This is a genomic window from Kitasatospora sp. NPDC088264 (assembly GCF_040685715.1).
GTDB lineage: Bacteria > Actinomycetota > Actinomycetes > Streptomycetales > Streptomycetaceae > Kitasatospora.
Genome location: NZ_JBFBIR010000040.1, coordinates 1 through 24,292, shown reverse-complemented (window position 1 = coordinate 24,292; position 24,292 = coordinate 1). Strand labels below are relative to the sequence as shown.

Below are 24,292 nucleotides of genomic sequence, written 5' to 3'. Positions count from 1 at the left end.
TCCCCGGAATGAGGCCCGGAGACGGGTGAGCCACAGGGGAGAACCGTCCCGCCAGGCCGTCTCACCGGGCGAAATGGCCGCTCGGCGGGCCCTGCGCAGTCGCTACCCTTGGCGCATGAGCAGCGACCTCGCCACCGCCGACAGCCCCGTCCTCGCCGTAGCGCGCCGAGCCCGGGAGGCCGCCGCCGCGCTCGCCCCGCTGCCGCGCAGGGCGAAGGACGCCGCGCTGCTGGCGATCGCGGACGCCCTGGTGGCCCGCAGCGCCGAGATCACCGCCGCCAACGCCGAGGACGTGGCCCGCGCCCGCGCGGCCGGCACCGCCGAGTCGGTGATCGACCGGCTGAGCCTCGACCACGAGCGGATCGCCGCGATCGCCTCCGACGTGCGCGACGTCGTCGGCCTGCCCGACCCGGTCGGCGAGGTGCTGCGCGGCTACACCCTGCCCAACGGCCTGGACGTGCGCCAGGTGCGGGTGCCGCTCGGCGTGGTCGGCATCATCTACGAGGCCCGGCCGAACGTCACGGTGGACGCCGCCGCGCTCTGCCTCAAGTCCGGCAACGCCGTGCTGCTGCGCGGCTCGGCCTCCGCCTACCGCTCCAACACCGCGCTGGTCGCCGTCCTGCGGGACGCGGTCGCCGCGGCCGGGCTGCCCGCCGACGCCGTCCAGCTCGTCCCGGGCGAGAGCCGGGACTCCGTCCAGGAGCTGATGCGGGCCCGCGGCCTGGTCGACGTGCTGATCCCGCGCGGCGGGGCCTCGCTGATCCGCACGGTGGTCGAGGGCTCGACCGTGCCCGTGATCGAGACCGGCACCGGCAACTGCCACGTCTACGTGGACGCTCAGACCGACCTGGCGATGGCCGTCGGCATCCTGCTGAACTCCAAGGCGCAGCGGGTCAGCGTCTGCAACGCGGCCGAGACGCTGCTCGTCCACCAGGACGTCGCGGACGCCTTCCTGCCGCTCGCGCTGGCCGCCCTCGCCGAGGCCGGGGTGACCGTGCACGGCGACGACGCGGTGCTCAAGGCCGCCGAGGGCGGCGCCGCCACCGTGGTGCCCGCCACCGACGAGGACTGGGGCGCGGAGTACCTGTCCTACGACCTGGCCGCGGCCGTGGTGCCCTCGCTGGACGCCGCCGTCGAGCACATCCGCCGCTGGTCCTCCGGCCACACCGAGGCGATCGTCACCACCTCGCAGGCCGCCGCCCGGCGCTTCACCCGGCTGGTCGACTCGACCACGGTGGCCGTCAACGCCTCCACCCGCTTCACCGACGGCGCCGAGTTCGGCTTCGGCGCGGAGATCGGCATCTCCACCCAGAAGCTGCACGCCCGCGGCCCGATGGGCCTGCCCGAGCTGACCAGCACCAAGTACATCGTCACTGGTGACGGGCACGTGCGCGGCGAGGCGACGCAGACCGTGGGCGGGGACGCGGACGTGCGCTGAGCGCGGCCCGCGCGGCGGGCCGGCCGGGCCCCGGGGCGGTCCGCGGCGGCCCGCGTCACACGTGTGACGGACCAACTGCGATGAGCCACAGACAAATCGGCCGCCCGGTAATACGCTGAAGCCGTGGCTGACGATGTGGGGGGCTCGCCGTACCCCGACGGCGCCGACCACGGTGGTGCGGACGACGAGTTCGCCACCGTGGTCTTCGATGAGGCCTTCGTCCGGTCCGCCGCCGTGCACGAGCCGACGGCCAAGGAGCGGCAGCTCGCCGCCGCCGAGGCCCGGTTCGAGCCGGACACCGCGGGCCCGGTCTGGGGCTATGACGTCACCGCCGGGGACGGGCTGCCGCTGGAGCTGCGCCCGCACCCGAGCGGACTCGACGACGACCACCTGTACTCCGATCCCTGGTCGGGCCCCGGCCGGGCGCCCGGCCGCCCGGGCCGCCGCCGACGCGGCTACGACCCGGCGCGCGGGCGCGGGCGGTACGTGGCCCAGCAGCGTTGGCACCGGCCGGTGGCCTGGGTGCTCGCCGTGATCATGGGCGTGAGCCTGGTGGCCGTCGCGGTCGCGGCGATCTACCAGGGCGTGGGCGGCTCCTCCGGCGCGCCCCGGCGCCCGGAGTCCGGCAGCAGCAGCCCCGGGACCGACCCGAGGCCCGCGCCCGCCGAGCCGTCGCTCGTGGTCACGGCACCTGCGGGGTGACGTCGTAGGGCGTGGCGCAGGGGTGGTGCGCGCCGGGGCGGGCGGTTGCGGGGCGTTCCCGGGAATCTGCGGTCGCACCCTCGTGGAGGGGCGACGGCGCGCCTTACCCTGGTGTCATGGGTGACCCGCGAGAGCCTCCTGAGGGTGCGCCCGACGGTGGTTCCGGCAATGAGGACGAGTACCGGTCCGTCGTCTTCGACGAATCCTTCGTCCGGGCTGCCCGGATCCAGGAGCTGTCCGCCCGGGAGCGGCTGGCCGGGTCCTTCGGCCGGGCCACCCGCCCGCGGGTGCGGTTCGGCCCGCTGGGCAGCGTGCCGCGGCAGGCGCTCGCGCTGCTGCTGCTCGTGCTGCTGGCCTTCGGGGCCGCGGTGTACTTCGGGGTCAGCTCGCCGAACCGGATCTCGGCCCGGCCCGAGGGCAGCCAACTGACCGTCAGCCTGGTCGCGTTGACCCCGGCCTCGGTGGTCCGGCCGGTCGCCGACCCGGCCAACCCGTTCGCCGCGCTGCCGGTCGGGTACAGCGACGGGGCGATCGGACTGGGCACCCCGACCGGGGCCGCCACCGAGCACTTCAGCCGGGTCGAGGTGACCAAGGCGCTCGACACCGTCCAGCGCTACCTGGTGGCCTCCTCGCTGGCCCCGGCCACCCTCGTCCAGGGCGCGACCGCCGACGTGCGGGCCTTCGTCACCCCCGGGGAGCAGGCCCAGTTCGACACCAGCGTGACCCAGCCGGTCGACGACCGGCACCACGCGCTGACCGGCTGGCTGGTGCGCTTCGACCCGGCGCAGGTCGCGCTGGCCGCCGACACCGTGAAGGTGACCGGCGCGATGCGGATCGACGAGGCCGACGGCGGCACGCTGCAGATCACCACCGACCACACCTTCGTCTACGCGCTGAAGCCGGCCGGAGCCGCGGCCGGTGCGCCGGTGACCCTGGAGACCGTCCGGCGGCAGCTGACCTTCCAGTTCGACCGGGTCGACCTGGCCTCGGCCCAGCTGCGGCTGGTGGACTCGGTGGTCCAGGCCGGGCCGGAGCCCTGCACCACCTCGATGGCCGGCTTCCTCCAGCCGGTGCTGGCCACCCCGCAGGGCACCCGGGTCCCGCCGCCGGCGCCGATCGACCCGGGCAACCACGCGCAGCCGGCCTGGCAGGTGTGCGGGGTGCTCGCGCCTTAGTCAGGTCCTGTCCGGGGCGCCGGCGGCGAGCGGGAGGCGGACCACCGCGCGGGCGCCCGGGCCGGGCGACGGCGGGTCGGTGAAGGCGGCGGTGCCGTGGACGCCGCGGGCGATCGAGCGGACCAGGGCGAGGCCCAGGCCGGCGCCGCCGGCGTCGCGGGATCGGGCGTCGTCCAGCCGGACGAACCGGTCGAAGACCCGCTCCCGGTCCTCCGGCGGGATGCCCGGGCCGTCGTCCGTGACGGTCAGCACGGCGTGCCCGTCCTCGACGGTCACCGAGACGGCGACGGCGGTGCGGGCGTGCCGGGCGGCGTTGTCGAGCAGGTTGCGCACCAGCCGGCCCAGCCGCAGTTCGCTGCCCGGGACGGGTGCGGGCTCCAGGGAGACGGCCAGGAAGGCGGGCCCGCCGGAGGGCAGGTGGGTGCGTTCGCCGAGCTGCTCGCCGACCAGGTCGGCGAGGTCCACCGGCTCGCCGCCGAGCGGCCCGGTGGGCTCCTCGACGGCGGCGAGCAGCAGCAGGTCGTCGGTGAGCAGTTGCAGCCGCTCGGTGTCGGTGAGCGCGTCGCGCACCACCTGCGGCCACTCCACGCCCGCCGGGTGGGCCAGCGGCACCTCCAGCGAGTTGCGCAGTGCGGCCAGTGGGCTGCGCAGCTCGTGCGAGGCGTCCGAGACCAGCCGGCGCTGCTCGTCGATCGCGTGTTCCAGGCGGCCGAGCGTGGTGTTGGTGGTCTCGGCCAGCCGCGCGATGGCGTCCCGCGAGGGCGGCACCGGGACGCGCTCGTGGAAGGCGCCGGCGCCGATCCGGGCCATGCCCCGGCGGATCGACTCCACCGGGCGCAGCGCCAGGCCGGTGACCAGCCAGGCGATCAGGGCGGTGAACAGGGTCGCGGCGGGCAGTACGTAGCGCAGCAGGATGCCGGTGGTCCGGTCCTCGGCCTGGTCGGCGGCGGTGGGGTTGACCAGCAGGTAGACGGTGACGCGCTGGGCCGGCAGGCCCGCGATGCCGGTGTACTTCTCCAGCGCCTCCGAGGACGCCTGGTCGGTGATCCGCTTGAGCAGGGTGACGTCCCGGTCGGTGAGGTCGGGGCCGCTCCGCGGCGGGTGCCACAGCCGGGTGTGGACGGGCAGGTGGATCCGGATCCGGTCGGTGCGGCCCGGTGTGGCGTTCTGGGGGTAGGACGGCATCTTGGCGAAGGGTTCGACCGGCAGACCGGCGTACTCCTCCAGCAGGGTGCTGGCCTGGACCCAGGAGGCGTTCGTGCGGGTGTCGTTCCAGACGCGGCCGGCGTCCCAGGGGCGGACCGGGAACGCCAGCCGTCCGTCCGCCAGGACCAGGACGAAGGACTCCTGCAGGGATTCGACCCAGGTCTGTGAACCGCCGGGTATGTCGTGGGTGACGAGTTGGATGCTGCGCTCGGCCTGCTTCTCGGTGACGGCCGTCCACTGGTCGTGGACCGCGCCGCCGACCCAGAGGCTGGCCACCGAGAAGGCCAGCACCGAGGCGAGGGCCGCGCCGAGGGCGGCGCGGATGCGGAGCGAGGAGCGGTGCCAGGGGCGCAGCAGCGGGTGGAGGCGGTCAGCGCGCATCGGGCACCAGCCGGTATCCGGCGCCGCGCACCGTCTCGATCCGGCAGCCGATGCCGGGCACGTCCAGTTTCCGCCGCAGGGCGGCGATGTAGACCTCGACGATGTTCACGTCGCCCCGGAAGGCGGCGTCCCAGACGGTGTCCAGGATGCCGCCCTTGGGGATCACCTCGCCGGGTCGGTGGGCCAGGCACTCCAGCACGGCGAACTCCTTGGTGGTGAGCCGGACCTGTCGGTCGGCGGCGGTGCAGCGGCGGGCCGCCGGGTCGATCCGCAGCGCGCCGACCGCGAGCACCGGTGGGCGGGCGACGGCGCCGCGGCGCAGCAGGGCGCGCAGCCGGGCGGTGAGCACGACGTAGGAGAACGGTTTGCTGAGGAAGTCGTCGGCGCCGCAGTCCAGCGCCTCGGCCTCGTCGTACTCGCCGTTCTTCGCGGTGAGCATCAGAATCGGTACGGAATTCCCGGCGCCGCGCAGTTCGCGGCAGACCTTGAAGCCGTTGAGGCCGGGCAGCATCAGATCGAGCACGATCACCGAATATGGCTCGACGAGGGCGAGTTCGAGCCCCTGGACGCCGTCGGCCGCCAGGTCGACCGCGTATCCCTCGGCCGCCAGTCCCTGTCTCAGGGACTGCGCGAGCCGCTCCTCGTCCTCGACGATCAGTAGCCGCATGACGCCCATCCTTGGTGGAATTCAGTTTTCCCGCAACGGCCATGACCGGCTTGCCCGGGATATCCGAACTGAAGTTTTCCTCAGCTTTCCTCAGTTTCCCTTCAGTGCGGAATTCCTAGCGTCCGGACCATGGATTTCCGACGTGTGCTGCCGTGGTCGGTGGCCGCCCTGTTCGCCCCGCTGTACGCGGCGGTCTCGCTCACCCGGCACGCCCGGTTGGAGAGTTCGGGTTTCGACTTGGGCATCTTCGAGGAGGCGGTGCGCGCCTACTCCCGGCTCGAAGCACCGGTGGTCGCGCTGAAGGGTACGGGCTTCAACCTCCTGGGCGACCACTTCAGCCCGGTGCTGGCGGTGCTGGCGCCGTTCTACCGGCTCTGGCCGGGCCCCGGCACGCTGCTGGTGGCGCAGGCGGTGCTGGTGGCGCTGTCCGCGGTGCCGGTGACGGCGTACGCGGTGCGGGTGCTGGGGCCGGCGGGCGGGGCGGTCACCGGGGTCGCGTACGGGCTGTCGGCGGGGTTGCAGAGTGCGGTGGCGTTCGACTTCCACGAGGTGGCCTTCGCGGTGCCGCTCGCGGCGGCCGCGGTGGTGGCGCTGGCCCGGGAGCGGTACGGCCCGGCGGTGGCGTGGGCGCTGCCGCTGCTGCTGGTCAAGGAGGACCAGGCGCTGCTGGTCGCGGCGGTCGGCGGCTACGTGTGGTGGCGCGGGCGGCGCCGGCTGGGGGCGGTCACCGTGCTGGTGGCGGTGGCGGCCGGGCTGCTGGTCACCCTGGTGGTGATCCCGGCGGTGAACCCGGGCGGCGAGTACACGTACGCGCACATGGGGGAGTTCGACGGCGGGAACCCGGTGGTCCGGCTGCTGTTCCCGGAGGTCAAGGCGCTGACCGTCCTGCTGCTGCTGGCGCCGACGCTGCTGCTGGCGCTGCGCTCGCCGCTGGTGCTGCTGGCGGGCGTGCTGCTGGCGGCCCGGTTCTGGGTGGTCAATCCGGCGTTCTGGCGCACCGGGCAGCACTACGACGCGGTGCTGGTGCCGCTGCTGTGCACGGCGGGGCTGCACGGGGTGGGCCTGCTGTTGCCCCGGCTGCCCCGGCTGGGCCGGCTGGGCCGGGGGCTGCCGGTGGCGGCGGGGATGCTCGCCGTCACGGTGGCGCTGACCGCGACCGGCCCGGTGGCGGGCGTGCTGTCGGGGGAGGCCCGGCGGGGCGACGGGCGGGCGGCGCAGGTGCGCCGGGTGCTGGCGGTCGTCCCGGACGGCGCCCGGGTGGCCGCCGCCAACCGCCTGGCGCCGCAGCTGACCGGGCGCTGCACGGTGTCGCTGTTCCCGTACCTGACGCCGCCGGGCGGGGTGGGCGGGCCGGGCGGCTGGGGGCGGCCGGTGGCGGAGTGGGTGGCGGTGCTGGAGGAGCCGGACGCCTTCCCGGTGCCGGTGGCGGAGCAGCGGCGGTTCCTGGCCGGCCTGGTCGACGGCGGCGGGTACCGGCGGGTGGCGGACGGGGCCGGGGTGGCGGTGTACCACTGGCAGCCGGGGTAGGCCCCGGCAGGCCGACGGCCGGTGACCCCGGGCGGGGCGCACCGGCCGTCGGCGCGGGTGCGGCGGGTCAGCCGTCGGTGCGCTCGCCCCGGTCGGTGCGGCCGTCCTCGCGGGTGGCGGAGCCGCCGCGGGAGCCGCCGGTGAACGTGTCGGCGAAGGTGTCGCGGAGCTTGCCGCCGACGGTCGCGGCGCCGCCGGCCACGTCGCGGATCAGGCCCATCAGCGGGTCCTTGCTCTCCTTCACCGAGGTCGTGTAGTGGTCGGCGGCGGCCTTCCACTGCTCGCCGACCGAGGTGTCCGGGTCGTCCGTGCGACGCGGGTAGGCGCCGGCCAGGATCGAGCGGTACTCGTCGCTCTCCGCCCACTTCTTCAGCTGGGCGACCCGTACCACCGCGAACGGGTGGCTCTGCGGCAGCAGTTGGAGCAGCTTGAGCACGCCGTCGCGCAGGTCGCCGGCCTTGTCGTACTCCTCGGCCTGCTCCAGGAAGGCGTCGACGTTCAGTTCGGCCAGGTTGTGCCCGCCGGCCAGTTTCATCAGGGCGCGCATGGACGCCTGGACGTCCTGCCCGGCGAGCAGGCCGGCCCGGTCGCTGGACAGCTCCGCCTTGCGGAACCACTCCTTGAGCGCGGTGACGATCGCCATGATCGCCAGGTTGCCGAGCGGCACCCAGGCGACCCGGGTGGCGATGTTGGTGAGGATCATCAGCATCGTCCGGTAGACCGCGTGGCCGGACATCGCGTGGCCGACCTCGTGGCCGATGACCGAGCGCAGCTCCTCCTCGTCGAGCAGCTCGATCAGGCCGCTGGTGATCACGATGATCGGGGTGTCGATGCCGATGCAGTACGCGTTGACCGTCGGGTCCTGGGTGACGTACAGGTCCGGGACCTGCTCCAGGTCGAGCACGTAGGCGGCGTCGCGCACCATGTCGTACAGCTCGGGGAACTGGCGCTCGGAGGTCTTCACGGCGGTGGCCAGGAACATCAGCCGGATCGAGCGCTCGGACACCAGCCCGGCGAGCTTCCTCAGGACGTCGTCGAAGCCGGTGAGCTTGCGCAGGGCGACCAGGGCGGAACGGTCCGCGGGGTGCTCCCAGGCGCGGGTGGAGATGTCGGGGAAGCGCTGGCGGCGCCGGCTCGGGGTCTTCGCGGTCGGGTCGGTCATGGTCTGAGTACCTCCTGGTCGACGGCGGCCCCGGCCCGGCGGCCGGCCCCCGCTGGTCTACGCCTGCAACGACTGTCCTTGCAACGTCCGCGGTTGCGTACTCGTCCCCGCGGCCAGCGTACGCGCGGGCCGGGCCACGCCGCAGGGGCCGGTGGGCGCCGCCGGTGTGAGGCCGGTCTACCCTGAATGCCCTGGAGAACCGAGACCGGACCCGGCCCCGGTACCGAGCAGTTCGAGGAGCCCCGCAGATGTCCACCGACGCGCTTGTCAGCCTGGCCGCGCCCATCTCCAACGAGGCCGGCCCGGGCCTGTTCTTGCGGATCATCGTGGTGGCGTCGTTCGTCGGCGTCGGCCTGCTGGTCTGGATCATGGCGCGGGCCTTCCGCGGCAACTGAGCACCGCCGCCCCGGTTCAGGCTCACGCCCGGTCAGCGGCGGTGGGCCGCCGAGCGGTTGCCGGGTAAGCCCCCGTACGATGACAGGTGGGCCTTCACCGGCCCGGAAGAACCCCTGGTCCGTTCACCCGAGCCGAGAAGGTCCCGCCGACCATGAACACTGCCGCCGCACTCCCCGTCCTGAACCTGCTCGCCGAGAGCGAGGGGGGCAATCACGAGAGCCTGAACCCGTACCTGACGGGTGGCGCCGCACTGTTCATCCTGGCGCTCCTGCTCTTCGTGACCACCCGCTTCAACCGGGACCGCTGAGCCGCCTCCCGGGGCCGCTCGGGGAGCGTCCGGCGTACCGGCCGGCCGCTCCCTCACGCGTCTTCGGACAACCCCCACCCGGGCGTTCCCGCACCGTAACGGGCGTCGCGTAAGGTGTGGCGGCATGGGAGAGCAGGCCGGGAATCCCGGCGGACCGGAACCGGTGAAGAAGCGCCTCGGGGTGATGGGCGGCACCTTCGACCCGATCCACCACGGCCACCTGGTCGCCGCCAGCGAGGTGGCGAGCGCGTTCCACCTGGACGAGGTGATCTTCGTGCCGACCGGGCAGCCGTGGCAGAAGAGCGATCGCCACGTCACCCCGGCCGAGGACCGCTACCTGATGACGGTCATCGCCACCGCCGAGAACCCGCAGTTCTCGGTCAGCCGGATCGACATCGACCGCGAGGGACCGACGTACACCGTCGACACCCTGCGCGACCTGCGCTCCCAGCACCCGGACGCCGACCTCTTCTTCATCACCGGCGCCGACGCGCTCGCCCAGATCCTCTCCTGGCGCGACTCCGACGAGCTCTTCTCGCTCGCGCACTTCATCGGGTGCACCCGCCCGGGACACACCCTGTCGGACGCCGGGCTCCCGGTGGGCGGGGTCTCCCTGGTCGAGGTCCCCGCGCTGGCCATCTCCTCCACGGACTGCCGCAACCGGGTCGCCAAGGGCGAACCGGTCTGGTACCTCGTCCCGGACGGCGTGGTCCGCTACATCGACAAGCGGGCGCTCTACGCGCCGCACCGGACCTGACCAGGAGCGGGCGTGACCGAGCGAAGCGGCGGAGGCCAGCGGCACCAGCAGCAGCCGGAGGACTGGTCGACCGGGCAGTACCAGCAGTACCAGGGTTACCAGCAGCAGCCTGAACAACCTCCGCAGCAGCAGTACGACCAGCAGCAGTACGACCAGTACGGGCAGCCGGTGTACGCGGCGGACCCGTACGGCGGCTACCAGGAGCAGCAGCCCTACCAGGCGCACCAGCAGCCCCCGCAGCAGTACGACCAGCAGTACGACCAGTACGGGCAGCCCGTGCAGGCGTACCAGCAGCAGGGGGGCTACGGCTACCAGGACCCGGCGTACGGCGGATGGGGGTCGTCCGGGCCGGAGGCCGGGGGCGGCTACCAGCAGCAGGCCTACCCGGCCGCGCCTGTGGCGGGTGCACAGGCGGCGGTCGAGCCCGAGGCCGTCGTCGCGCCCGCGCCCGTCGCCCCCGCGCCGCCGCGCCCGCGCGTGCCCCGGCCCGCCGCCGAGGCGGCGGGCGCCAAGCCCGAGCCGCCGTCCGAACTGGTCGGCGGGGCCCGGGCCGGGAAGTCCGGCGGCAAGGCCGGAGGCAAGGCCGCCGAGGACGGCTACCCCACGGACGAGTTCACCTTCGTCGACGAGGAGGGGGAGGAGTCCGAGGACGTCATCGACTGGCTGAAGTTCGCCGAGTCCCGCAGCGAGGTGCGCGCCGAGCGCCGCCGCCGGCTGCGCAACCGGCTGATCGGCCTCGGCGTGGTGGTGGCGCTCGCGGCGGCCGGCACCGGCGGCTACCTCTGGTTCACCGGCGACAAGCAGACCGCGGCGAACGCGGCCGGTCCGCGCCAGGTCAACGTGGTCCACCTGCGCGACCTCCAGGGCAAGGTCTCCAGCGCGCTGCTGGTCAACGACTCCACCGGGAAGAAGGGCACCGTGCTCCTGCTGCCCGACACCCTGCGGCTGCCCGGCCCCGGCGACCCGCCGGTCACCACCGTCGGCCAGGCCATGGACAGCATCGGCGCCTCCGCGACCCGCGACGGCCTGTCCACCGTGCTCGGCGCCCCGGTCGCGGGCACCTGGCGGCTGGACACCCCCTACCTGGAGATGCTGGTCTCCCAGCTCGGCGGCGTCCGGGTGGACACCAACGCGGAGACCCACGAGGGCGGAAAGCCGGACGGCAAGCTGCTGTCCGCGGCCGGCAAGAACACCCTGCTGAACGGGAAGGCCGCGGTCGCCTACGCCACCCTCCAGGCGTCCGGCGAGAACCGGGACGCCCAACTGGCCCGGTTCGGACAGGTGATGGACGCGGTGGTGCGCGCCATGCCCACCGAGTTCAAGGACGCCAAGGACGACGTGCACCGGATGAACGCGGTGCTCGACCCCTCGCTGCCCGAGGACGCCCTCGCCGGGGTGCTCGCCCAGCTCGCCCAGCAGGCGAAGGACGGCCACCTCGGCACCACCGCGCTGACCGTCAAACCGGACGGCGGCCTGGACGACGCCACCGCCGGCAAGCAGGTCAAGGACGTGCTCGGCGGCACCGTGAAGTCCGCGGCCTCCGCCGACGCCCCCGCCCGGGTCTCGCTCCAGGACGCCACCGGCAACGACCAGGCGGCGGCCGCCGCACAGGTCCAGATCGTGAACTCCGGCCTGACCTTCCTGCCCGGCGGCTCCAAGACCGCCGCGCAGGCCGCCAGTGAGATCCGCTACACCGACGACGCCCGGCAGGCCGCGGCGAAGTCGCTGGCGATCAGCCTCGGACTGCCGGACACGGCGGTGAAGAAGGTCGGCGACGCCCAGAACGCGGACCTGGTGGTCGTGCTCGGCAAGGACTACCAGCCGCCGAAGAGCCAGTAGGCTGCGGCCTCCGGCCCGGGCGGCCCCGGAAAAGCGTTCCGGGGCCGCCCGGGCGGCGTGAGATCCTGGAAGGCGACCCCCGGCCAGGAGCCGGGGGTCGCCCCCAAGCCGCCGAGCCGGAAGAACACCGTGACCGTCACCGACCACAGCCAGCAGCTCATCACCGTCGCCGCGCAGGCGGCGGCCGACAAGCTCGCGCACAACATCATCGCCTTCGACGTCAGCGAGGTGCTGTCGATCACCGACGCCTTCCTGATCGCCTCCGCCAACAACGACCGCCAGGTCCGGTCGATCGCCGAGGAGATCGAGGACCAGCTGCGCGAGCAGCTGGACATCAAGCCGGTGCGCCGCGAGGGCGAGCGCGACGGCCGCTGGATCCTGCTCGACTACCTGGACATCGTCGTGCACGTCCAGCACTCCGAGGAGCGCTCCTTCTACTCGCTGGACCGCCTCTGGAAGGACTGCCCCGAGCTGCCGCTGCCCGAGGACGCCCTGGCCACGCGCAACCGGCCCGACGCCCACACCGACGAGGCCGGCAACGTCGTCGCCCCGGCCGACGACTTCGGCAAGCCCGAGGACCTGCACTGAGCCGGGACGGGCGGGGGCCGCGCGTCGTCTTCTGGCGCCACGGCCAGACCTCGTGGAACCTGGAGTCCCGCTTCCAGGGCACCACGGACATCGAACTGACCGGTCAGGGCGTCCTCCAGGCCCAGCGGGCGGCCCGGCTGCTCTCCGGCCTGCGCCCCGACCTGCTGATCTCCTCCGACCTCACCCGGGCCAAGCGCACGGCCGAGGAACTGGCCAAGGTCACCGGCCTCGACGTGCAGCACCACGAGGGCCTGCGGGAGACCTACGCGGGCTCCTGGCAGGGCCTGACCAACGCCGAGATCCGCGACCGCTTCCCGGAGGAGTACGCGGCCTGGGCGGCCGGCGAGCCGGTGCGGCGCGGCGGCGGCGAACTGGCCACCGAGGTCGCCGACCGCTCGGTGCCGGTCGTGCTGGAGGCCGTCGACAAGCTGCCGGAGGACGGGACGCTGGTGGTGGTCAGCCACGGCGGCACCATCCGCACCATGCTCGGGCGACTGCTGGACCTGGACCCGGTCCAGTGGGAGTGCTTCGGCGGGCTGTCCAACTGCTGCTGGTCGGTGCTCGGGCAGGGGGCGCGCGGCTGGCGCCTGCTGGAGCACAACGCGGGCACGCTCCCGCAGCCGGTCATCGGCGACGACACCTGAGCGACGGGCGCGTCGCGGGGTGGGGCGGGGCTGGGTTGCGGGCGCGCAGGGGCTTGCCGGGGCTCGCCAGGGGCGTGCAGGGGCTTCGCAGGGGGCTTGCAGGGGCTCCGCGGGGGCGGATTTCGCAGTTCCGGGCCTGACCAGCTAGAGTTTTCCTCGTTCGCAGGGAAGGAACGCGGCCCGGAAGGGAAGCGGGAGATCCGACGACTGCGGGGCTATAGCTCAGTTGGTAGAGCGCTTGCATGGCATGCAAGAGGTCTGGGGTTCAATTCCCCATAGCTCCACTCCGCACCAGCGCTCCTGTTCGATCAGGAGCGCCCGTGTCGCGGGGCTGTAGCTCAGTTGGTAGAGCGCTTGCATGGCATGCAAGAGGTCCGGGGTTCAATTCCCCGTAGCTCCACAGCAGTTGAGAGGCCGTCACCCACCGGGTGGCGGCCTCTCGCGTTGCCGGGCCGCCTCCGGGGCGGGGCGCGGGCGGCAGTGCGGGGCTTGGAGTGGGGGCGGCAGTGCGGGGCCCGGGGTGGGGGAGCGCGGGCTCCGGGGAGGGCGAGCGCGGGTCCGAGGGAGTGGGAACGCGGGCCCCCGGGAGCGGATTCGTGGAGCACCCCCGGGACCGTGTAAAGTAGTCGATGTCGCCGAGGGAAACCGGACGGAAACGGTCGAAAGCCCCCGGTGACATCGCAGGTCAAGGGGCTGTAGCTCAGTTGGTAGAGCGCTTGCATGGCATGCAAGAGGTCCGGGGTTCAATTCCCCGTAGCTCCACAGCAGTCGAGGGCCGCCTCCCGAAATGGGAGGCGGCCCTTCGGCGTTCTGCGCATGCCACCGGCGGAACGGCGGGAAAGACCGCTACCGTCGTTCCATGGCCGATCTGGAGAGAAGGCGGAACGAGGAACTGGCCCGGATACTGCACCAGCTCGGCTGGAGTCCGGAACGGCTCGCCCGCGAGGTGAGCCTCGCCCTGCCGCCAGGCCTGGCCATCAGCTCCACCGCCCCCTACAAGTGGCGCGACCGCGGCATGGTGCCTCGCAGCCCGCACGACCAGACCGTCTGCGAAGTGCTCAGCCGCACCCTCGGCATCGCCGTCACCTACGAACAGCTCTGGGGCCGGATGGGCGGCCACCGCGGCGCCAAGATCCTCTCGCCCCGGCTGCTCACCGACCCGTGGACCGCCGACACCGCCCAGACCGCGCTGCGCGAGGCCGCCACCGACGCCGGGCCCGTCCGCCTCACCGACCTCTTCCGCGGCGCCGACCTCGACCAGGCCGCCGAACGGCTCGCCTCCCCGCCCCCGCCCGTCGGGGGCGGCGAAGGGGCGCTGCGCATCGACCCCGGCCTCGTCGGCGACCTCGGCCTGTCCTACCGCAGCAAGCAGCGGCTCGAACGCTCCTGCGGCGGCGGACTCGTCCTCGGCCCCACCCGGGCCGAACTCGCCATGCTGGCCAAGCTGCTGGAACTCGGCGCCTACGACGAACGGGTCGGCCGCGAGCTGTACGGCACGGCCAGCCGGCTCGCCCGGCTGGCCGGCTGGGCCGCGTACGACCTCGGCCACGACGCGGCCGCCCAGCGCGCCTTCGTCGCCGCCCTGCGGGCCGCCCACGTCAGCGGCGACGCCCGGCTCGGCGTCGCCGTGCTCGGCGGCCTGGTGGTGCTCGCCACCCAGGGCGCCGGCGGACGCGGCCTGGACGCCGTCGCCGCGCTCAACACGGCCCTGGCCCGGCACGGCTCCGTACTGAGCCCCGCCGGCCGGGCCCGGCAACTCGGCCGGATCGCCCGCGCGCACGGCCGCCGGGGCGAGGCCGAGCAGGCCGAGGCCGCCGCCGCCCGGGCCTTCGCCGAACTCGACGGCGTGCCCGGCACGGAGGCGGCCCGCGCCGAACTCGCCGGGATGGTGGGGGAGGGGCGGCTGGCACTCGGCCAGCACCGGATGGCCAAGGCGCTGCTCGCCGAGGCCGTCGCCGGGCTGGGGGCCGGCCGCGGGCGGTCCAAGGCGCTGCTGATGGTCCGCCTCGCCGAGACCCACCGGCGCCTCGGCGACCAGCGGGAGGCCGCCCGCACCGCGTCGCTCGCCCGGGCGCTCGCGGCGGGCATGCAGTCCGAGCGGCTGGCGCGGGCGCTGCGCGACTTCGACGCGGCGACGCGGGCGGCGGCGTCGGCGGGGCGGTGAGGCCCGTGCGGGGGCGGGCCCGGGGCCGTCGGGCCCCGGCGGATACCCGGGAGCGCGCTGATCTGCTTGCGGTACCCTGAGCCCATGCGAACCGTGCGCCTGCTCCTTAGCCGGCCGCGCTGACCAGGACCGGTTACGCCCTCGGGCGGTGCCGGAGTCGGCGTGGCGTCCCCTCCTGCGAGGGGATTTTTTGTTTTCCGCCCCCGTTCACGGGCCGGCCGTGTGCGCGGTTCGCCAACTGACATCGATGGAGCTTGAAGGACCATGAGCGAGACGACCCCTGCGTCCGGCACGGCCGAGACCGCGACCGAGCCGTTCCGGTACAGCGCCGCGCTGGCGGCGGAGATCGAGTCCCGCTGGCAGGACCTCTGGGAGAAGGAGGGCACCTTCAACGCCCCCAACCCCGCCGGTGCGCTGGCCGACCCGGAGGCCGGTGACGTCGCCGCGAAGCCGCACAGCTTCATCATGGACATGTTCCCGTACCCCTCGGGCGCGGGCCTGCACGTCGGCCACCCGCTGGGCTACATCGCCACCGACGTCTACGCCCGCTACCAGCGGATGACCGGCCACAATGTGCTGCACACGCTGGGCTACGACGCGTTCGGCCTGCCCGCCGAGCAGTACGCGGTGCAGACCGGCACCCACCCGCGGGTCTCCACCGAGGCCAACATCGCCAACATGCGCCAGCAGCTGCGCCGGCTGGGCCTGGGCCACGACCCGCGCCGCTCGATCTCCACGATCGACCCGGAGTACTACCGCTGGACCCAGTGGATCTTCCTGCAGATCTTCAACTCCTGGTACGACGAGCAGGCCGGCGGGGCCCGGCCGATCGCCGAGCTGATCGCCCGGTTCGAGTCCGGCGCGAAGCCGACCCCGGACGGGCGCCCGTGGGCCGACCTGTCCGCCGCCGAGCGCGACGAACTGCTGGGCGAGTACCGGCTGGCGTACTCCAAGGAGGTGCCGGTCAACTGGTGCCCCGGCCTGGGCACCGTCCTGGCCAACGAGGAGGTCACCGCGGACGGCCGCTCCGAGCGCGGCAACTTCCCGGTGTTCAAGTCCAACCTGCGCCAGTGGATGATGCGCATCACCGCGTACTCCGACCGCCTGATCTCCGACCTGGACCTGCTGGACTGGCCCGAGGCCATCAAGCTGCAGCAGCGCAACTGGATCGGTCGCTCCGAGGGCGCCCGGGTCGACTTCGCCGTCGGCTCCGATGAGAAGATCACCGTCTTCACCACCCGGCCCGACACCCTGTTCGGCGCCACCTACATGGTGCTGGCCCCCGAGCACGGCCTGGTCGACTCGATCGTCCCGGCCGCCTGGCCCGTGGACGTGCCCGCCGAGTGGACCGGCGGCGCCGCCACCCCCGCCGAGGCCGTCGCCGCCTACCGGGCCACCGCCGCCGCCAAGTCGGACGTCGAGCGGCAGGTCGAGGCCAAGGTCAAGACCGGCGTCTTCACCGGCGCCTACGCCGTGAACCCGGTCAGCGGCGCGTCCGTCCCGGTGTTCATCGCCGACTACGTGCTGATGGGCTACGGCACCGGCGCCATCATGGCCGTCCCCGCCCACGACCACCGCGACTTCGCCTTCGCCCGCGCCTTCGCGCTGCCGATGCGCTGCGTCGTCCAGCCCACCGACGGGCGCGGCGAGGACCCGGCCGCCTGGGACGACGCCTTCGACACCTACGACTCCGTCATCGTCAACTCCTCCCGGGACGGGCTGACGCTGGACGGGCTGAGCGTCGTCGACGCCAAGGCCGCCGTCACCGCCTGGCTGGCCGAGCGCGGCATCGGCGAGGGCACCGTCAACTACCGCCTGCGGGACTGGCTGTTCAGCCGCCAGCGGTACTGGGGCGAGCCCTTCCCGATCGTCTACGACGAGGACGGCGTCATGCACGCCCTGCCCGAGTCGATGCTGCCGGTCGAGGTCCCCGAGGTCGAGGACTACTCGCCGCACACCTACGACCCGTACGACGCCACCTCCTCGCCGAAGACCCCGCTGTCGCGCAACGAGGCCTGGGTCAACGTCGAACTGGACCTGGGCGACGGCGTTCGCACGTACCGGCGCGAGACCAACACCATGCCCAACTGGGCGGGTTCGTGCTGGTACGAGCTGCGCTACGTCGACCCGTCGAACTCCTCGGCGGTCGTCGACCCGGCCAACGAGAAGTACTGGCTGGGCCCCACGGCCACCAAGCCGGCCGGCGGCGCCGACCTGTACGTCGGCGGTGCCGAGCACGCCGTGCTGCACCTGCTGTACGCGCGCTTCTGGCACAAGGTGCTGCACGACCTGGGCCACGTCTCGTCCGTCGAGCCGTTCCACAAGCTGTTCAACCAGGGCATGATCACCGCCGACGTCTACCGCGACGAGCGCGGCTTCCCGGTGCCCGCCGCCGAGGTCGAGGAGCGCGACGGCCAGTACTTCTGGCAGGGCGAGGCCGTCAAGCGCGAGGCCGGCAAGATGGGCAAGTCCCTGAAGAACGCCGTCGCGCCCGACGACATCGCCGACGAGTACGGCGCCGACACGCTGCGCCTGTACGAGATGTCCATGGGCCCGCTGGACGTCTCCCGCCCCTGGGACACCCGCGCCGTCGTCGGCTCGTACCGCTTCCTGCAGCGGCTGTGGCGCAACGTCGTCTCGGAGGCCACCGGTGACCTGGTCGTCACCGAGGAGGAGCCGGACGAGGCGACGCTGCGTGCCCTGCACAAGGCGATCGACGGCATCCGCGGCGACATGGCCGGGCTGCGGTTCAACACGGCCGTCGCCAAGGCGATCGAGCTGAACAACTACCTGGTCAAGCGCGGCTCCACGCCGCGCGCCGTGGCCGAGCAGCTGGTCCTGGTCGTCGCACCGCTGGCCCCGCACATCGCCGAGGAGCTGTGGCGCCAGCTGGGCCACGGCGAGTCGCTGGCGCACGCCGACTACCCGGTCGCCGACCCGGCGTACGTGGTGGACGAGACGGTGACCTGCGTGGTGCAGCTCAAGGGCAAGGTGAAGGCCCGGCTGGAGGTCGCGCCGACGATCTCGGACGCCGAGCTGGAGGCGCTGGCGCTGGCCGACCCGGCCGTCGTCGCGGCGATCGGCGAGGCGCCGGTGCGCAAGGTGATCGCGCGGGCGCCGAAGCTGGTGAACATCGTTACCGGCTGAGGCTGAGAGGCCGAGGCTCAGGTCGGTCGACTGGTAGTCGGTCGGCTGAGGCTGCTGGGGCGGGTGTCCTTCGGGACGCCCGCCCTTGCTCGTGCCCGGAGCCCCGGGAGGACCCGCGAACCCTCGGGGAGATCCCCGATCTGTCCCTGATCTCCGCCGCCCGGGCCCGTTCCGTCCGCTCCGGGCCCGATCCGGCGGCTACCGTGGAACCCTCGGCAGTACGGCCCGCGTTGGGTCCGGTGGGGGCCGAAACGGTGGCGGAAGGTGGCTCGCGATGGACGCGTTCGGCGTGATGATCGGCCTGGTCCTGCTCTTCGGGATCGCGGCGTTCGTCCTGGCCGTGGTCGGCACGGTCAAGGCGGCGAAGGCCGTAGCCACGAAGATCGGGCGGCACGAGGCCAACGCCCGGCGTGCCGTGGAGAACGCGACCCTCAAGGCGAAGACCTTCACCAAGGTCGGACCGCCCGGCCAGATCGCCGCCGTCCGGCTCGGCCTGCGCACCTCGCTCGACGGCACCCGGCAGGTGCTGGAGAGCGGCCTCCCCCAGGACGGCCAGCTCGGCGAGTCCCTCGCCCTGCTCGGCAGGCTCGACACGCACGCCGCCGAACTCGACGGCGAACTGCGGATGCTGGAGCGGGAGCCGGACACCGCGCGGATCGCGGCCAAGCTGCCGGAGCTGCGCGAGCGCGCTGAACGGATCACCCACTCTGCGGAGACCATGCGCTGGGCCGCGCAGGACCGGATGCACCGGTTCGCGGACGACGAGCTGAGCCGGCTCAGCCAGGAGTGCGAGAGCGAGGCGGGGGCGCTGCGGCACTGGGACACCTCGGGGGAGTCGTCGTCCGCGCCCTCCTCCGGTGGCTCCGCTGCCGGCGCCGGTTCCGCAGGCTCTGCTGCCGCCGCTGGCTCCGCTGCTGGCGCTGGTTCCGCTGCTGCCACTGGTTCCGCTGGCTCCTCTGGCTCCGCGTCCGCGTCTGCGGGTACGCGTTCAGGGGCGGCCTCCGGCGGTGCTGCGCGGGCTGGGCTGACGGACGGGAAGGGGCGCCCGAGCGCGGAGGAACTGCTCGGGCTCGCCGACCCGCTGGCCAAACTGGCCCAGCGGCTGCGGAAGCCGTCGGCGGGGCCCACGGCGGGCTGAGCACCCCGCGTCGGGTGCTGCGGCCGTGTTTCGGCGGGTGCCGCGTGCTTGTCCCGGCGGCGCCCTCGGGGCCATTCGGGGTTCGCACCCGGGCGCTGTCCTCCCGGACGAACGGGGAGTAATCTCCGCCTCATGCCCTCTGACCTCGCACTTGTCACCGACTCCACGGCCTACCTGCCGCAGGAGACCCTCGACCGGTACGGGATCACGGTGGTCCCGCTGAGCGTCGCGGTCGGTGACGCGGTCCTGTGCGAAGGCGTTGAGATCTCCCCCAAGGACGTCGCCGAGGCGCTGCGCGACAAGCAGCGGGTGACGACCTCCCGACCGAACCCCGAGGCCTTCGCCGCCGCCTATCGGGCCGCCGCCGAGGCCGGGGCGAAGGGCATCGTCTCGGTGCACATCTCCGGCGAGCTGTCCGGCACGGTGGAGGCCGCCCGGCTGGCGGCCGCCGAGGCGCCGGTACCCGTGCGGGTGGTGGACAGCCGGCTGGTCGGCATGGCCCTCGGATACGCGGTGCTGGCGGCGGCCGAGGCGATCGCGGACGGGCGGGACCTGGCGGAGGCGGCCGAGGCCGCCACCCGGCGGGCGGCCGTGACCAGCGGGTTCTTCTACGTCGACACCCTGGAGCACCTGCGCAGGGGCGGCCGGATCGGGGCGGCGCGGGCGCTGCTCGGGTCGGCGCTGGCGGTCAAGCCGCTGCTGCACCTGGACGGGGGGCGGATCGAACCGCTGGAGAAGGTGCGCACCGCGTCGCGGGCGATCGCGCGCTTGGAGGAGATCGCGGTCGAGCGGTCGGGGGGCGGGGAGGTCGACATCACCGTGCACCACCTGGCGGCGGAGGAACGGGCGGAGCCGCTCGCGGAGCGGCTGCGGGCCCGGGTGCCGGGGCTGCGGGAGCTGTACGTGGGCGAGGTGGGGGCGGTGATCGGCGCGCACGTCGGGCCGGGGCTGCTCGCGGTGGTCGTCGCGCCGCGCTGAGCGGGCCGGTCGCGCCGCGTCGCGGGCTCTGGTCAACTTTTCGCGGCACCGATCACTCGTGTGAGTGATCTGTTTTGTCCACAACCCCCGAGTTATCCACAGGGGTTCGGTAATTTCTGCGCACTCTGCCGAGGACTCCTACCGTCCTCGGCATGACGACCATGGGCCTGGGCGCGGCGAAGCGCCACGAGATCAACGAGACCGTCCGGCTGCGGATGGCGGCGCTGCTGCCGACCGGCGGCAGCAGCGCCGTGGGCGGTGGGGCAGGGGTCGGGGTCGGGGTCGGGGCTGGCGGGCCGGTGGGCTTCGGTGCCGCGGTGGGCGCGCTCGCGTCGACCGGGCAGCCTTCGGGCGCGGTTCCGTCCGGGGCGGGGGAACGGCCTCCGCCGGCGGGGCCTGCGCCGCCTGTGCCACCTGTGCCGTTGGATTCGGTCAGGGCGGGCGGTGACGTGGATCCGCCGGAGCCGGAGGCCGGGTCGGGTCTTCGATTCGGCTCGGCGATGGCACTCGACCGGCGGGCGGTGGCCGGGTTGGCCGTCCTGCTGCTGTTCGCGGTCGGCTACGCCGTGCAGCACTTCTGGCTGGCCAGACCGCAGGCGGTGGCCGTGCCGGCGTTGGCCTCCGCCCCGGTCTCACCGGATTCACCGGATTCACCGGGGGCGACATCCGCGTCCGTGCCGGCTCCGGCCTCGGGCCCGGGCCCGGACTCGGTCTCGGCGGCCGATCCCGTCGGCGCCGGGGGCGGGGCGGTCGTCGTGGTCGACATCGGCGGGCGGGTGCACCTCGCAGGCCTGCACACCCTGCCCGGCGGCTCGCGGGTGGCCGACGCCCTGCGGGCGGCGGGCGGTCCGCTGCCGGAGACGGACACCCGGAGCCTCAACCTGGCCCGGGTACTGACGGATGGTGAACAGATCCTGGTCGGCGAGCCGGCTCAGGCCTCCGCCCCGGGCGCCGGAGCCGGCAACGGACCGCCGGCGGCCGGCACGTCCAGACCGCCCGTCAGCCTCAACCGCGCAGGCCTCGAACAGCTCGACGCCCTCCCCGGCGTCGGCCCGACCCTCGCCCAGCGCATCCTCGCCTACCGCACATCGCACGGCTCGTTCCGCACGCTCGACCAGCTCCGGCAGGTCAGCGGCATCGGGGCGCGCACGTTCGCGGAACTCCGTCCGCTGCTGACCCTCTGACCTCCCCGTCCGTCCCCTTGCCCGCCTGTTCTCCCGTCCGTCTGTCGTCGTCCGTCCGTCGTCGTCCGTCGTCCTTCGTCCGTCGCCGCCACCCGCCGAAGGGAGGTACCGCCGTGCCTGCCACCACCGAACCGAACCTGCCGAACCGCTCCACCGGTGCCGACTTCCGGCTGCTGCTTCCCGCCGTCTCGGCCTGGGTGGTGACGGCCGCGCTCCTCGGCCTGGAGCCGGGGTACGACGTCCTCGCCTTCGGCCTGGCGGGTGCCGCCGCGCCGGCGGCCGTCCTGCTGCTCGTCAGGCCCGCGCTCCTGCGCCGACGCGCAGCGGCGGTGACCTTGGCCGCCGTCCTGCTCACCGGAGCCGCCGCGGCGGTGGCCACCCCTCTGCACACCGCCGATCTGCACCGGGGGCCGCTGCCGGAGCTCGTCCGAGCGGCCGAGCACGCCCCGCCGCGGTCCCAGGGCGAGCCCGTTCGGATGGTGGAGGTGGAGCTGACCGTCGCCGGGGACCCGAAGGCCCACGCGGCCCGGGGCGGGACCACCGGCGGGCAGACCCTCCTCACCGTCGACGCGGTGGCCGACCGGGTCACGCTCCTGCCGGACGGGCGGAGCACCCGGACGCGGACCCCGGTGACCGTCATGGTCCGGGGCGCGGAATCCGGGCCCTGGCAGGGGCTGCTCCCGTCGGAGCGGCTGGCGGTGGAGGCCGAGGTGCGGCCCGCGGGAGACGGCTACGACACCTCGTGCGCGGCGCTGCTGGTCGTCCACGGCCCTCCCCGGCACCTCGCGCCGCCGAGCCTGCCGCAGCGGATCGCCGGGCGGCTGCGTGCCGGTCTGCGCACGGCCAGCGACGGGCTCCCGCCGGACGCGCGCGGACTGCTCCCGGGCCTGGTCGTGGGCGACACCTCGCGACTGCCCGATGACCTTGAGGACGCCTTCCGGGCCACCGACCTGGTGCACCTGGTGGCGGTGAGCGGGGCCAACCTGGCGATCGTCCTCGGCGCGCTGCTGGGCGCCCCGGGGCAGGCCGGCACCCCGGAACGGCGCGGGCTGGCCGCGTTGCTGGGGCTCTCGCTGCGCACCAGCGCGCTGCTCGGGACGGCGCTGACGCTGGCCTTCGTCGCCGTCTGCCGGCCGGAGCCCAGCGTGCTGCGCGCGGCCGGGACGGGGCTGATCGGCATGCTCGCGCTGGCCACCGGCCGGCCCCGGCAGGCGGTGCCCGCGCTCGCCGGGGCGGTCCTGGTGCTCGTCCTGCTCGACCCGTTCCTGGCGCGTTCCTTCGGATTCCTGCTCTCGGTGCTCGCCACGGCCGGGCTGCTCGTCCTCGGGCCGCACTGGGCCGAGGCGCTGCGGTCCCGGCGCTGGCCGCACCACCTGGCGGGTGCCCTGGCGGCGACGGCCGCCGCCCAGGCCCTGTGCGCGCCGGTGACGGTGGTGCTGTCCGGGCACGTCAGCCTGGTCGCGATCCCGTGCAACCTGCTGGCCGAACTGGCGGTGGCCCCGGCGACCTTGCTCGGCTTCGGGGTGCTCGTGCTGCAGCCGCTCCTCCCGGACCTGGCCCGGCTGCTCGCGGGGCCGGCCGGCGTGCCGGTCGGCTGGCTCGCCCTGGTGGCGCGGCGCGGTGCCGAACTTCCGGGCAGCCAACTTTCCTGGCCGGGCGGGTGGTTCGGGACGGCGACGGTCGCGCTGGCCACCCTGGCGGTCTGCTGGGTGATGCCGCTCCTGCTGCCACGGCGGGCGCCGTCCGGCAAGCCCGTCCGCGCCCGGCGGCGGTGGGTGCGGGCGCTGGTGGCGGGGGTCCTGCTCGTGGTCCTGCTGGCCGTGCTGCTGCGGCCACCGCAGCTCACCCGGATCGCGACCGGCTGGCCGCCGCCGGGGTGGCGGATGGTGATGTGCGACGTGGGCCAAGGGGACATGCTGGTGCTCGCGGCCGGTGCACAGGACAGTGCGGTGGTGGTCGATGCGGGGCCGGATCCGAACGCCGCCGACAGGTGCCTGCGGGATCTGGGTGTCACGGAAGTGCCGTTGTTGGTGGTGACGCACTTCCACGCCGATCACGTCGAGGGTGTGCCGGGGGTGTTCCGGGGCCGCCGGGTCGGAGCGATCGAGGGCACGACCCTGGACGATCCACCGGGTGAGGCGGCCCGGGTGGCGGGCTGGGCGGCTGGTGCCGGAGTCCCGCTGCTGCGCGCGGGGCGCGGTGAACGGCGTTCGGTGGGGCCGGGGCTGTCCTGGGAGGTGGTCTGGCCCGACGCCGGGGCGGCTGCCGAGGCACCGGGGGCGAACAATGCGAGCGTCGCGCTGGTGGTGTCGGTGGCGGGCGGACTGCGGATGGCGTTGCTCGGGGACCTCGAACCGCCCGCCCAGTCGGCGCTGCTGGGCCGGTTGGGGCGGGTGGACGTCCTGAAGGTGGCGCACCACGGATCCGCGCATCAGGACTGGGCCTTGACCGGTGCGTTGCGTCCCCGGCTGGCATTGATCTCGTGCGGCGAGGGAAACGCGTACGGGCATCCGTCCGTGCGGACGGTGGACCGGCTGCGCGCGCTGGGCGCGAGCGTGCTGCGCACCGATCGGGTGGGCGACATCGCGGTGACGGGCGGCTCGCCGGCCGTCCTCGGGGTGTCCGTGCACCCGCAGACGGCGCACGAGGCGCGCAAGCCCCGCTCGCGCGCTGCGGACGGAGCGCCCGACTCCCGTACCGGGCAGGGCTCGCACACCCCGCGAGCCCCGCCCGGCTGACCCCGCCCTCCTCTCCTCCCAGCCATCAGGTGGGGGAAGGGAAAGGGGTGGGGGTGGGGAGGAGGGAGGGGGGCGGGGCGGGGCCCGGAGAACGATCGCGGCGCGCTCCGGGCGCACCCCCGCGGCGGCCCGAGAAAGAGGCAAAACCGCCGGG

General features: G+C 74.1%; 19 protein-coding genes and 3 tRNA genes. 19 read left to right on the top strand and 3 right to left on the bottom strand.

Translation table 11 applies throughout. The annotated features are described in order from the left end of the window. Window positions 1-115: 115 nt before the first annotated feature. The 3 genes from AB0O82_RS26305 to AB0O82_RS26295 all read left to right on the top strand — a co-directional run bounded on the left by AB0O82_RS26305 (window position 116) and on the right by AB0O82_RS26295 (window position 3,315). Window positions 116-1,438, top strand: coding sequence for a glutamate-5-semialdehyde dehydrogenase (locus tag AB0O82_RS26305; RefSeq protein ID WP_363586413.1), 1,323 nt, complete (start codon window positions 116-118; stop codon window positions 1,436-1,438). Between the two features lie 123 nt (window positions 1,439-1,561). Beyond that, window positions 1,562-2,140 (top strand): hypothetical protein, encoded by a 579-nt coding sequence (locus AB0O82_RS26300; RefSeq protein ID WP_363586412.1) that lies wholly within the window; start codon window positions 1,562-1,564, stop codon window positions 2,138-2,140. A 116-nt stretch (window positions 2,141-2,256) separates the two neighbouring features. Next, on the top strand, window positions 2,257-3,315 hold the full coding sequence (locus tag AB0O82_RS26295) for a hypothetical protein (RefSeq protein WP_363586411.1): 1,059 nt from the start codon (window positions 2,257-2,259) through the stop codon (window positions 3,313-3,315). Here AB0O82_RS26295 and AB0O82_RS26290 read toward each other — a convergent pair whose 3' ends face one another. Both AB0O82_RS26290 and AB0O82_RS26285 read right to left on the bottom strand, forming a co-directional pair. Next, entirely contained in the window at window positions 3,316-4,902 is a 1,587-nt protein-coding gene (locus AB0O82_RS26290; RefSeq protein ID WP_363586410.1) for a HAMP domain-containing sensor histidine kinase, read from the bottom strand. Then, a complete protein-coding gene (locus AB0O82_RS26285; protein WP_363586409.1) occupies window positions 4,892-5,569 on the bottom strand; it encodes a response regulator transcription factor in 678 nt (225 codons plus the stop codon). Before AB0O82_RS26285 ends, AB0O82_RS26290 begins: the two co-directional genes overlap by 11 nt. Before the next feature lie 129 nt (window positions 5,570-5,698). On the opposite strand from AB0O82_RS26285, the gene AB0O82_RS26280 reads away from it, so the two are divergent. After that, window positions 5,699-7,096 (top strand): DUF2079 domain-containing protein, encoded by a 1,398-nt coding sequence (locus AB0O82_RS26280; protein ID WP_363586408.1) that lies wholly within the window; start codon window positions 5,699-5,701, stop codon window positions 7,094-7,096. Between the two features lie 67 nt (window positions 7,097-7,163). Here AB0O82_RS26280 and AB0O82_RS26275 read toward each other — a convergent pair whose 3' ends face one another. Next, window positions 7,164-8,258: a M48 family metallopeptidase gene (locus AB0O82_RS26275; protein WP_063347544.1), complete on the bottom strand. Its 1,095-nt coding sequence runs from the start codon at window positions 8,256-8,258 to the stop codon at window positions 7,164-7,166. 248 nt (window positions 8,259-8,506) lie between these two features. Here AB0O82_RS26275 and AB0O82_RS26270 point away from each other — a divergent pair, with 248 nt between their 5' ends. The 15 genes from AB0O82_RS26270 (at window position 8,507) to AB0O82_RS26200 (ending at window position 24,138) form a co-directional block, all read left to right on the top strand. Next, window positions 8,507-8,653, top strand: a complete 147-nt coding sequence (locus tag AB0O82_RS26270; protein WP_159398425.1) for a hypothetical protein — start codon at window positions 8,507-8,509, stop codon at window positions 8,651-8,653. A 152-nt stretch (window positions 8,654-8,805) separates the two neighbouring features. Continuing rightward, window positions 8,806-8,961, top strand: coding sequence for a hypothetical protein (locus AB0O82_RS26265; RefSeq protein ID WP_167745857.1), 156 nt, complete (start codon window positions 8,806-8,808; stop codon window positions 8,959-8,961). Between the two features lie 124 nt (window positions 8,962-9,085). Continuing rightward, the gene (gene nadD, locus AB0O82_RS26260) at window positions 9,086-9,718 is read left to right on the top strand and encodes a nicotinate-nucleotide adenylyltransferase (protein WP_363586407.1); all 633 of its coding nucleotides are present in this window, start codon (window positions 9,086-9,088) and stop codon (window positions 9,716-9,718) included. A 12-nt stretch (window positions 9,719-9,730) separates the two neighbouring features. Further along, on the top strand, window positions 9,731-11,557 hold the full coding sequence (locus AB0O82_RS26255) for an LCP family protein (RefSeq protein WP_363586406.1): 1,827 nt from the start codon (window positions 9,731-9,733) through the stop codon (window positions 11,555-11,557). Between the two features lie 129 nt (window positions 11,558-11,686). Then, the gene (rsfS, locus tag AB0O82_RS26250; protein ID WP_063347541.1) at window positions 11,687-12,145 is read left to right on the top strand and encodes a ribosome silencing factor; all 459 of its coding nucleotides are present in this window, start codon (window positions 11,687-11,689) and stop codon (window positions 12,143-12,145) included. Next, window positions 12,142-12,789: a histidine phosphatase family protein gene (locus AB0O82_RS26245; RefSeq protein WP_350878282.1), complete on the top strand. Its 648-nt coding sequence runs from the start codon at window positions 12,142-12,144 to the stop codon at window positions 12,787-12,789. Before rsfS ends, AB0O82_RS26245 begins: the two co-directional genes overlap by 4 nt. Before the next feature lie 211 nt (window positions 12,790-13,000). Then, window positions 13,001-13,073 (top strand) — tRNA-Ala (locus AB0O82_RS26240). A 43-nt stretch (window positions 13,074-13,116) separates the two neighbouring features. Further along, window positions 13,117-13,189 (top strand) — tRNA-Ala (locus tag AB0O82_RS26235). 289 nt (window positions 13,190-13,478) lie between these two features. Beyond that, window positions 13,479-13,551 (top strand) — tRNA-Ala (locus AB0O82_RS26230). Window positions 13,552-13,648: 97 nt separating this feature from the next. Continuing rightward, the gene (locus tag AB0O82_RS26225; RefSeq protein WP_350878238.1) at window positions 13,649-14,953 is read left to right on the top strand and encodes a hypothetical protein; all 1,305 of its coding nucleotides are present in this window, start codon (window positions 13,649-13,651) and stop codon (window positions 14,951-14,953) included. Between the two features lie 264 nt (window positions 14,954-15,217). Continuing rightward, entirely contained in the window at window positions 15,218-18,100 is a 2,883-nt protein-coding gene (leuS, locus tag AB0O82_RS26220; protein WP_363586405.1) for a leucine--tRNA ligase, read from the top strand. A gap of 274 nt (window positions 18,101-18,374) precedes the next feature. Further along, entirely contained in the window at window positions 18,375-19,238 is an 864-nt protein-coding gene (locus AB0O82_RS26215; protein WP_363586404.1) for a hypothetical protein, read from the top strand. 132 nt (window positions 19,239-19,370) lie between these two features. Beyond that, window positions 19,371-20,216 carry a DegV family protein gene (locus AB0O82_RS26210; RefSeq protein WP_363586403.1) on the top strand — a complete coding sequence of 282 codons (846 nt, stop codon included), beginning with the start codon at window positions 19,371-19,373 and terminating at the stop codon, window positions 20,214-20,216. Between the two features lie 500 nt (window positions 20,217-20,716). Further along, window positions 20,717-21,400: a helix-hairpin-helix domain-containing protein gene (locus AB0O82_RS26205; RefSeq protein ID WP_363586402.1), complete on the top strand. Its 684-nt coding sequence runs from the start codon at window positions 20,717-20,719 to the stop codon at window positions 21,398-21,400. A 113-nt stretch (window positions 21,401-21,513) separates the two neighbouring features. Further along, window positions 21,514-24,138, top strand: a complete 2,625-nt coding sequence (locus AB0O82_RS26200; RefSeq protein WP_363586401.1) for a ComEC/Rec2 family competence protein — start codon at window positions 21,514-21,516, stop codon at window positions 24,136-24,138. Window positions 24,139-24,292 lie beyond the last annotated feature (154 nt).